Source organism: Kitasatospora sp. NPDC058048, assembly GCF_042885555.1.
GTDB lineage: Bacteria > Actinomycetota > Actinomycetes > Streptomycetales > Streptomycetaceae > Kitasatospora > Kitasatospora lactacystinica.
The window spans coordinates 59,742-68,201 of record NZ_JBHVRT010000053.1; the positions used below are offsets into that span (position 1 = coordinate 59,742).

An 8,460-nucleotide genomic window follows, 5' to 3' on the forward strand; every position below is an offset into this window, starting at 1 on the left:
GCCGCTCAGCGGCCGGCGGCGGAGGGTTCCGCGGCGGGTTCCAGGCGCAGCCAGGACTCGTGCCACAGCAGGGCGCAGCGGCGGTCGCAGCCGGTGGGGGCCGGCTCGCCGCCGCAGCGCAGGCCCTGGAGGATGAACCAGCGCCCCCCGGTGGGGTGCTGCCACCAGGCCAGGGACCGGTGACGCAGCTCGGTGGCGCCGTGCCGGGTGCCGGCGTGGAGCTCCATCCCCGGCTGGAAGGGGACGCCGTGCAGGCGCCCGTCGGAGCCGAGGGTCGCGTGGATCTCCGCGAGGCTGCGCACCGTCGCCCACAGGGCGACCGGCCGGGCGGCGGGGACCGGCGCGGGGGCGGGCTCCAGCCATTCGTCGCGGAACAGCAGCGCGCAGTCCATGCCGCAGCCCTGGGTCCCGTCGGCGCCGTGGCAGGTGGCGCCGGCCAGGGCGACGGTGCCCGACAGGCGCCGCACGCGGTAGTGGTCGTCGATCATGCGGCGCACGACGCGTTCGACCTGGTAGACGCCGCCGCAGAACGACCACTGGCTCCGGGTGAACCACAGGCCGCGGTGGCGGTCCTTGGCGTCCAGGGTGGCGCGCACCACGGCCTCGTCCTTCACCCGGACCCAGTCCCCCTCGGCGAAGCGGGAGGGACGGCCGGGCGCCGGAATGTCGGCGCGGCGCTCACGCAGGCCTTCGCGGACGATCCGCGCGCGACGCACGACACCGAGCGGCGGAAGGTCGCGCAGGGGCAGACTCTTGTACTGGCACCGGTTCGTGGCGGATTCGCCACGCAGCTCCGTGATACGGGTGAACCGTGATTCCTCGACGGCCATCAATGAAATCCCATCGGGTTGGAGATATCGGCACAGGCTAGCGCAACATGACTTTCCCCGTGTCGGCCTCCGGGCCCTTTCGGCGCCATGTCGAGAGAAATAACACTAGAAGCATTAAGAGCCTTCCGGAGTGAAAATCCAGCACTTCCGGAGAGTTCCGGTTCATACGTGTGTAATGTTTCCACCGTTGTCGAGGTGGAGTGGCCGAGTGGCGAGGCGACGGTTTGCAGGACCGTTCAGACGGGTTCGATTCCTGTCTCCACCTTTTCTCCTGTCCGCCGGTGCCGGGGTGTGCCCCGCCGGCCGCCCCCGCGTCGGCCGGCGGTCCGTCAGCCCACCGCAGGAACAGCCCGGCTGCCGCCCCGGCCCGGACGGCAAGGCCCGGGCCGGGGGGCCTCCCCGGGAGTGCTGACCCGGCATCGGCCCCGGCGTCTCCGGGCCGCCCGTCCGACCGCCCGGCCACGTACGGCAGGCCGCCGCCCACCGGCACGCAAGCCCCGCCGACCCGCGGTGGGAGCCCGGCGCCGACGGCGGTCCCCGACCGTGGCATGCTGCCCGGCATGACCGACAGCCCGGACACCGGAGCCCCGGACGGGACCCGGTCCTCCGCCACCGCGCGCGAGCCTGCCGAGTTCCCCGCCGTCGGGGTCCAGGGGGTCCCCGGTGTCCTGCACGCCGGGGACCTGAGCCGCGGCAGGCCCCGCACCCTGTGCGGGCTCCGCTGCTTCAAGGTCTTCCTGTGCCACTTCGAGCCCGGGGACCCGGCCTCGTGCCGGAAGTGCCGGGCCCTGGTCCGGGCCGCGCCGTCCCGGTAGGGCGGGCAGGAACGCCCGCACGACCTGCTCCCGCGCGAGGCCGGTGACGGGCCGCTGCGCACGGACCTGCTCGCCGCGGCGCGGCGCGGCGAGCAGCGATCCGGAACACCGGCCCGGGCCGAGGGCGCCGGCCACCAGGACCTCGTCCGGCGCCCCGGCGCCCGGCCACGGCACCGGCGGAATCTGCGGAACCGAAAACCGGACCGCCCGGGTGCCGGCTCGGTGGAGCCGGCACCCGGGCGGTCCGGGGCGTGCGGGGGTTCGCGCCGTGCGGTCAGACGGTGACCCGCTCGGTGCGCTCCGCCGGGACGTCGGCGGGCTGCTCGGCGGTGGCGGGGGTGTTCTCCCGGGGCGCGGGGAGCACGGCCATGATCGCGCCGGAGATCACGATGGTCGCCGCCCAGGCGAGCCCGTACTTGCCGATCGGGGTGTCGGAGAACGGGCCGGCGAACCAGTCGCACTTGGTGAAGGCGAGCCCGATCAGCAGCGCGAGCACCCAGGAGACCATCGCCTGCCAGCAGAAGCCGGCCTTGTACCAGTACGGGCTGTTCCTGCTGGTGTCCATCAGCGCGGCGGCGTCGTAGCGCACCGCACGCGACCGGCGGCGGAACATGTCCACCGCGTAGACGCCGATCCAGGCCGAGAAGGAGACGGCGAGCAGGATCAGGAAGGTGATGAAGGAGCCCAGGAAGCTCTTGGCGACCAGCATCAGCAGCAGGCCGCCGACCAGCGAGATCACGGCGTTGATGCTGACGGCCGTGGCGCGCGGCAGCTTCACGCCCATGGTCTGCGCGGTGAAGCCGGCCGAGTACATGGAGAGGCTGTTGATCAGCAGCATGCCCACGATCGCGGTCAGCAGGTAGGGCACGGCCAGCCAGGTCGGCAGCAGGTCGCCGAGGAAGGAGACCGGGTCCGCGGCCTGCGCCAGGCCGGGCGAGGCCACCGCCATCACGGCGCCCATCAGCACCATCGGCACCATCACCAGGCCGGCACCGGAGACCGTCACGCCGACGATCTTCCGGCCGGAGGCGGAGTGCGGCAGGTAGCGGGCGAAGTCCGGGCCGGTGGGGACCCAGCTGATGCCGCCGGCGGCGATCGTCCCGATGCCGGCGATCATCATCGCGGTGGTGCCCGCGGGCTTGGAGAAGACCTCGCTCCAGTTCATGGTCGCGATCAGGTAGCCCAGGACCAGGACGCTGAAGACGCCGAAGAGGTACGTCGACCAGGTGTTGCAGACGTTCAGCGCCTTGCGGCCCATGCCGGAGACCAGGAAGGTGCAGGCGACGAAGGCGAACAGCGTGATGACGATCAGCGCGGTGTTGCTCTTGACGCCGAACATCAGGTCGAGGACGGTCAGCACGGCGTAGGCGCCGGTGACGGCGTTGATCGTCTCCCAGCCGAACCGGGCGACCCAGAGGATCGCGCCGGGGAAGAGGTTGCCGCGCACCCCGAAGGTGGCCCGGGAGAGCGTGGCGCCCGGGGCGCCGCCCCACTTCCCGGAGACCGACAGCACGCCGACCATGCCGAAGGAGGCGAGTGCGGCGCACGCGGCGACGACCAGGACCTGCCAGAAGTTCAACTGGTTGAACACCACCAGGGCCGCGCCCATGGTGAGGAGCAGGACGCTGATGTTCGCCGCGACCCAGGTCGGGAAGAGCTCGCGGACTCTGCCCCGGCGCTCGTGGTCCGGGACGGGTTCGATACCGCGGGTCTCTATCGCGCCGTCGACGTCGACGGTGGACAGGTTGTCCATGAGGGTGGCTCCGTGCGTGTGAAGCGGGAGAATGAAACAGGCAAATGGGGCATTTATGGAACTCTTCGCGCGTAGCGCGGGAGTTCAGCCATCCTACTTTGTCCACTTCGTTACGGGTTCGGCCCAGTGGTCCGGCGGCCCGGCGGCCCGGCGCCCAGTGGTCCGGTGCCCGCGCCCACCTCGGCGGCGCGGCTTGGGCCGCGGCCTGTTCACCGCCCGCCGGGGGCGGCAGACTGGCGGCCGGGAGAGGGGAGCCGAGATGGCTGTCACGTTCGCGGGGGCCGACACCCGCCCGATCGGCACCATGACCTGCGACCACGGGTGCGGTGCCGTCTTCCACGACGGCAGGGCCGAGACCGACGGCCCGCTGATCCACCAGCGGGCCGCTCGCGCGGGCTGGTTCTACCCCTGCCCCGCACCCGGCGTGCAGATCGACGTCTGCCCCGGCTGCCAGCCGTACGACGGCTACTGACCCGGTGCGGGCGGCGGAGGGATCCCGCACCGCCCGGCGCTGCGCGCCCTCCTGGGGGCGCGCCCCGGTCGTGCGTACGCCCCCGGCGCCGCCCCCGGAGGCCGGAAGCGCCGGTCACCCACCCCCGACGGGCCGGATTCTCCCCCGCGCAGGGAAGTTGACCCGTTCCCACCACATCGCGGTGCGTCGTGGTGCATGATCGCAACGTGAGCACCTGGTGGGACAAGCGCCGCAACGCCCGGCTGGCAGAACTGGCGTCCATGCTGGAGTTCTTCGGCGCCGAACCCGTCGAAGACCCCGGCGTCGGCGAACTCGCCCATGCCGCCGCAGCCCTCGCCGAGGAGTACCGCGCCAGCGACCGCGGCCAGGCCATACACCGCGCCGGCGAGCTGCTGGGACAGGCCGCCACCGCACTGCACACCGCCGATCGCCTGCGCGGCACCCTGCTCCCCGTCGTCAACCACCACCTGCGCGCCGCCGCCGCGGCCCTGTCGCACGCCCGCGCCTGCCTGCACGCCCAGGTGATGGCGGGCGCCGCCGGCCCCGGCCCGGCGCCGGAAGCCGGCTGACCTCGGCACGGGCCGCCCGCGCCCGGCCGCGGACGGCGGCCCGATGGTGAAGGGCCGCACCCGGGCCGCCGTCCGTCGGGGCCGCCGGTGCGGCGGCAGGACCGCTCAGTCCCACGGGCTGGTGGGCACCGGGCCGGGTGCGACGATCGCCGCGATCCCGCCGTCGCGGGCCAGGCCCTCCCAGACCTGCCCCCAGCCCTCCGGGACGCCGAAGGTCAGCAGGTCGGCCCGGTGCGCCTCGTCGCGGACGAGCTCGAAGTGGCCCTCGCAGAGGTCCTCGGTGTCCCGTCCGGCCGCCGGACCGTGGCGGAAGGGCCCGGTCAACGCCTGCCAGGCGGTGGCGTCGGCGAAGCAGCCCATCGCCTCCTCCGCCTCGTACCCCGCGCCGGCGGAGCGCAGCGCCGGGTCCTCGCCCACCCCGAGGGCGAGCTGCCAGGTGACCACCGGCTCGTCGCGCACGCGCAGGCGCGTCGCGGCGCACATCCGGTGTTCGGTGTAGTAGCCGTCGGCGAGGCGGGGCCAGTCGGCCCAGGAGACGTCCACCGGGTACTCGCCGGGCGGCACGCGGACCGCGAGCTCGCGCGGCGCCCCGGTGCTCCAGGGCGAGTCCACGACCAGCCGCCCGCTCGGCAGCCGGATCGTGCTGACTTCCTTCAGTTCGGCTATCTCGATCCAGCTGTACGGGGTGTGCGGATTGCCGCCGATCCGCACACCCGGGGTGAACAGCCCGTCGAGGTACTCGCTCGTCTCCTGCCGGACCTCGTTCATGCCCGCCCCTTTCTTCTCACGTCCGTGGTGCCTGCCGCCCCGGACGATACGCACCCCCACGGACAACCCCGGCGCCCCCGGGGCACCGGCGATCCAGGCCGCTGACGCGGGTGCCTACCGGCTTTCCGTGCCGCGGCCGTGGCGGCGGACCGCGAGGACGGCCGTCCCGGTGGCGGCCACACCATGGCCCGCACCCGGCGGACGGGCACGCCGCCGGGCCGCGTGCCGGCGCCCCGTAACGCCCACGGGCGAATCCCCGGACGACCGGCCGCCCGTCTCACCCGGGGCCGGGCGCCTCACCCGGGGCCGGGCGACGCCTCGCCCGGGAGTTCGGACGGCAGGTGGTCGTAGCCGAATCGGCCGGGCACCGCCCGGGCGAGCGCCCGGACCAGCGCGGCCGGTGGTGCGGCGAAGACCCCGGGGTAGTCGCGCTCGCCCCGCTCCGGCCGGACCGGCCAGGCCAGCCGCTCCCGGTCCAGGTCGTACCGCGCGTCGACGCCCTCCCGGTTGCCCCGGGCGTCCAGGCGGGACCAGCGGCCGTCCAGGTGCACGGCGTTGAGGGCGTGCAGCACGAATCCGCCCCCGCCGTCCTCCAGCCGCTGGTAGCACAGGCCGGTCGGCACGCCCTGCGCCCGCAGCAGCGCGGCCAGCAGGTGCGACTTGCCGTGGCAGATCGCGTTGCGCGCGGCCAGCACCTCGGAGGCGCGGAACGCCCCGCTGTACGCGCCCGCGTCCGCGGAGTGCGCCACCCGGTCGCGGACGTGGTGGTACGCCGCCTCCGGCGCGGCCAGCTCGGCGGCCAGCCGCCGCAGCTCCGGGTGCTGATGGTCGATCACCTTGTCCGCCCCGAGGTAGGCGGCGAGGTCGGTGGTCTCCGGTTGCAGGATCATGCCGCCCACGGTGCCGCGCGCACCGTCCACCGCGGGCGGAATTCCACCCCCTGGACAGGGGGCAGGGGGCAGGGGGCGGGGGACAGGGCCCGGGGCCGCACTGCCCGCCTTGCCCGGGTGGCGGGGCGAACGGCAGGGTACGGGCAGCCGTGGCCCGGCCCGTCCCCGCGGGCACCGCTCGTCCCCGCCCCGCACCTCCGCTCCGGAAGGCACCCGCGATGACCGACACCACCCGCCCCGCACCCGGCCCCGCCGCCCCACCCGTCGATCCGCACGCCCAGGGGGAGCCGGACGACCGGGAGTACGGGCTGCTCGGCGACGTCCGGCACCGGGTCCGCCTCCGGGCCGCCGGGACGAGCCCGCGCGCGATCGCCCAGGCCCTCGCCGCCGCCCGGAGGATCCGGCGCACCGCCTACCGGCGCACCGACGCCGGGGAGGAGGCCGCCCTCCACGCGGCCGCCGCCCGCGACGAATGGCAGCGCATCCACGACCACGTCGTTGGCACCGCCTCCCCGCTCTACGACCCGGACGACGACCCCGAACTCCAGCGGGCCCTGCGCGGTGAGCGCCACCGACGGGAGATCGCCCCACCGGCACCCTCGGTCCGGCCCTGCTGCTGCACCGGGTCATGCCGCGCCGGGTCATGAGCCGGCCGGGGCGCCGCGGCCGGGGCGCCACGGCGCGGGTCAGGCCGGGACGAGGTCCCACAGCTGGTCGGGGGTGCCGGCGGCGGGTGCCTGGGTGACCGCTCCTCCGGCCCGGGCGGGGGAGGTGAGGGCGAGGCCGGAATTGGCGTTGGTGATGGTGTAGCCGCCGGTGCGGTCGCCGCGGACGCGGAAGGCCTGGTTGGGGCTGGACATCCATGACACGTTGGCGGGGCCGACGGTGACGGCGGTGCAGTGGAACTGGATCAGGGGGGTGCCGGCGGTGGTGCTCGACCCGGTCACGTCGAGGCACTGGTCGCTGTGCACCGGGCGCAGGTTCCAGCCGCCCAGGGCGGCCCTGAAGGTGAAGGCCTGGTTGGGGTTCCCGGTGGGGGAGAAGCCGAGCAGGGGGGCCTGGTCGGCGACCGAGGAGCCGGAGACGTCGAGGTAGAGGCCGGTGGAGCGGTTCACGACGCGGTAGCGCTGGTCGAGCTTCGGGTCCTCGAAGCCGTAGGACATGGGCAGGATGTAGGAGCCGCGCCACGTCGAGTCGGCGTAGTACTGGCGCCGGTACCAGTCGACGTAGTCCGGTCGGCAGGAGCCGCCGCGGTGGATCTCGTCGTCGTACGGGCAGTAGGCCTCGAAGACCTGCTGCTTGCGGGCCTGTTCCGGGCCGTCCAGGTTGGGGGCCGAATCCCGCGCCAGGTAGTCCCGGTAGTAGGTCGTGCGCGGCCAGGTCCCGCCGCGACGGTTCAGGGCGCCGAGCAGCAGCCTGGTCGCCGCGACGTGGTCGGGGTGGAAGTTCCCGTCCATGGAGCTCCGCTGGTGGTCCGCCGACGGATCCTCGGTGTTGATCACGGTCGGCCCGTAGTCGTCGATGACGCCCTGGACGAAGGCGAGGACCTGCTCGCGGCTCAGCCGCTGCTGCACCGGCGCGTCCGCACCCGGGACGGGCCAGGCCTCCCGGCCGTCCGCGTACAGCGCCCACAGCTGGCCCTTGAACATCGTGCCGGCGTCGTTGGACGCGGCGGCGTCGGGCACGCGCAGCTCGACCGTGGAGATCCGGCCGCCCAGCGACCACGCCGTCGCCCGCACGCCCGCCGCCGAGTAGGGCGCGTGCTGCCAGTCGCCGGGGATGCCGGCGGCCGCCCGGTAGGCCTCGCGGTCGCCGGCCTCCCGGCTTTCCATGTAGGCGTACTTGTCGGCGTCCGTGGGATGCGCCGCGACGTCGTCCCGGCTGTAGTACGAGCCGACCAGGAACAGGGTCCGCACGCAGACGTCGGGGTTCGCCAGGTCGTGGATCAGGTCGGGGGTCAGGAAGAGCAGGTCGTCGTCGTGGTGGGCGACCACGTCCAGCACCCGGCCGCCCGAGCACGGTGCGGCGGGCGCCGCGCCGGCCTGCGGGGCGGCCACGACTCCCGCCGCCAGCAGGACGGTCGACAGGACGCCGGAGACCCGGCCGGTGAATCGCACAATCTCCCCCTCGGTGCCTCGGTGCCTCGGTGCCTCGGTGCCGCGGGGCACCGGGCCGGGATGCTCCCGGCAGCACACGCATCATCCGTCAACGCACGGACCGGCGGGGCCGCGTCTGCGGGGTGTGGCGGGGGTCTCAGTGGCGGCCGGCCGGTGGTGACCCGGTGTGACGGTGGTGGGTCCGTCAGCGATGCCGTCGGATCCCGGCCGGTGAGGGCGCTCACACACGGATGCGATGAACGACGA

At 74.4% G+C, this 8,460-nt stretch carries 9 protein-coding genes and 1 tRNA gene; 5 read left to right on the plus strand and 5 right to left on the minus strand.

Annotated elements, in window-relative coordinates:
- Positions 1-5 precede the first annotated feature (5 nt).
- A complete protein-coding gene (locus ACFVVA_RS37385) occupies positions 6-716 on the minus strand; it encodes a hypothetical protein (protein WP_387695163.1) in 711 nt (236 codons plus the stop codon).
- A gap of 308 nt (positions 717-1,024) precedes the next feature.
- Here ACFVVA_RS37385 and ACFVVA_RS37390 point away from each other — a divergent pair.
- A tRNA-Cys gene (locus ACFVVA_RS37390) sits at positions 1,025-1,095 on the plus strand.
- A gap of 295 nt (positions 1,096-1,390) precedes the next feature.
- Positions 1,391-1,645: a hypothetical protein gene (locus ACFVVA_RS37395; RefSeq protein WP_387695164.1), complete on the plus strand. Its 255-nt coding sequence runs from the start codon at positions 1,391-1,393 to the stop codon at positions 1,643-1,645.
- A gap of 274 nt (positions 1,646-1,919) precedes the next feature.
- Here the strand turns inward: ACFVVA_RS37395 and ACFVVA_RS37400 are convergent, their stop codons facing one another.
- Complete coding sequence (locus ACFVVA_RS37400; protein ID WP_387695165.1) at positions 1,920-3,398, minus strand: purine-cytosine permease family protein; 1,479 nt, start codon at positions 3,396-3,398, stop codon at positions 1,920-1,922.
- A gap of 259 nt (positions 3,399-3,657) precedes the next feature.
- On the opposite strand from ACFVVA_RS37400, the gene ACFVVA_RS37405 reads away from it, so the two are divergent.
- Together ACFVVA_RS37405 and ACFVVA_RS37410 are read left to right on the plus strand one after the other, a co-directional pair.
- Entirely contained in the window at positions 3,658-3,870 is a 213-nt protein-coding gene (locus ACFVVA_RS37405; protein ID WP_387695166.1) for a hypothetical protein, read from the plus strand.
- 206 nt (positions 3,871-4,076) lie between these two features.
- On the plus strand, positions 4,077-4,439 hold the full coding sequence (locus ACFVVA_RS37410) for a hypothetical protein (RefSeq protein ID WP_387695167.1): 363 nt from the start codon (positions 4,077-4,079) through the stop codon (positions 4,437-4,439).
- 105 nt (positions 4,440-4,544) lie between these two features.
- On the opposite strand, the gene ACFVVA_RS37415 is transcribed toward ACFVVA_RS37410, so the two are convergent.
- Entirely contained in the window at positions 4,545-5,207 is a 663-nt protein-coding gene (locus ACFVVA_RS37415; protein WP_387695168.1) for a DUF4241 domain-containing protein, read from the minus strand.
- 296 nt (positions 5,208-5,503) lie between these two features.
- A complete protein-coding gene (locus ACFVVA_RS37420; protein ID WP_387695169.1) occupies positions 5,504-6,097 on the minus strand; it encodes a transglutaminase family protein in 594 nt (197 codons plus the stop codon).
- Positions 6,098-6,315: 218 nt separating this feature from the next.
- Here ACFVVA_RS37420 and ACFVVA_RS37425 point away from each other — a divergent pair, with 218 nt between their 5' ends.
- The gene (locus ACFVVA_RS37425; RefSeq protein ID WP_387695170.1) at positions 6,316-6,744 is read left to right on the plus strand and encodes a hypothetical protein; all 429 of its coding nucleotides are present in this window, start codon (positions 6,316-6,318) and stop codon (positions 6,742-6,744) included.
- 39 nt (positions 6,745-6,783) lie between these two features.
- Here ACFVVA_RS37425 and ACFVVA_RS37430 read toward each other — a convergent pair whose 3' ends face one another.
- Positions 6,784-8,214, minus strand: coding sequence for an RICIN domain-containing protein (locus ACFVVA_RS37430; protein ID WP_387695172.1), 1,431 nt, complete (start codon positions 8,212-8,214; stop codon positions 6,784-6,786).
- Between the last annotated feature and the right edge of the window lie 246 nt (positions 8,215-8,460).